1 protein-coding gene is annotated in these 1079 nt (G+C 66.4%); it reads right to left on the bottom strand.

The genetic code is table 11. The features are described from left to right. The coding region (hemA, locus tag RFM68_RS33490) for a 5-aminolevulinate synthase (RefSeq protein WP_320237200.1) at positions 1-1079 on the bottom strand (1079 nt) is incomplete at both ends.

Raw genomic sequence — 1079 nt, 5'->3', positions numbered from 1 at the left:
TGGAACGGCGTCGGCGTGATGCGCAGCCGCTCGGTGCCGCGCGGCACCGTCGGATAGTTGATCGGCTGAATGTAGATGCCGTGCACACCAAGCAGGCGGTCGCTCGCCATCTTGCAAAGCTCGGGATCGCCGACCAGGACCGGCACGATATGGGTGGGGGATTCCATCACCGGCAGCCCGGCCGCGGCAAGCACCTGCTTGGTGCGCGAGGCCTGGCGCTGCTGCGCGTCGCGCTCGACCTGCGAGCGCTTCAGATGCCGGATCGAGGTGGTGGCGGCAGCCGCGATCGCCGGCGGCAGCGCGGTGGTGAAGATGAAGCCCGGCGCATAGGAGCGCACGGCGTCGATCACCGCACTGGTGCCGGTGATGTAGCCGCCCAGCGTGCCGAACGCCTTGGCCAGGGTGCCTTCGATGATGTCGATGCGGTCGGCCAGGCCTTCGCGTTCGGTGATGCCGCCGCCGCGCGGTCCGTACATGCCCACGGCATGGACCTCATCGATATAGGTCATGGCGTTGTAGCGCTCGGCGAGCTCGACGATCTGCTTGATCGGCGCGATGTCGCCGTCCATCGAATAGACGCTTTCGAACACGATCAGCTTGGCGCGCTCGCGGCCCGCCGCCTGCAGCAGGCTTTCCAGATGCGCGACGTCGTTGTGGCGGAAGATCTTCTTTTCGGCGCCCGAGCGGCGCACGCCCTCGATCATCGAGGCATGGTTGAGCTCGTCCGAGATGATCAGGCAGTTGGGCAGAAGCCTGGCAATGGTCGAGATCGAGGCCTCGTTGGAGACGAAGCCGGAGGTGAACACCAGCGCGGCTTCCTTGTCGTGCAGGTCGGCGAGCTCATGCTCCAGCTCGACCAGCGGGTTCGAAGTGCCGGAAATGTTGCGGGTGCCGCCGGCGCCCGAGCCCATCCGGCCTGCCGCGTTCTGGAAGGCGGTGATGACATCGGCGTTCTGGCCCATGCCGAGGTAGTCGTTGGAGCACCATACGGTGATTTCCTGAGCGCGGCCGTTGGAACGCCAGATGGCGCGCGGGAACTTGCCCACGATGCGCTCGAGGTCGGCGAAAACGCGGTAGCG

The sequence above is a fragment of the Mesorhizobium montanum genome, from assembly GCF_033977145.1.
GTDB classification, from domain to species: domain Bacteria; phylum Pseudomonadota; class Alphaproteobacteria; order Rhizobiales; family Rhizobiaceae; genus Mesorhizobium; species Mesorhizobium montanum.
Note: the sequence above shows the minus strand (reverse complement) of the source record. Positions and strands in the feature narration are given on the sequence as shown.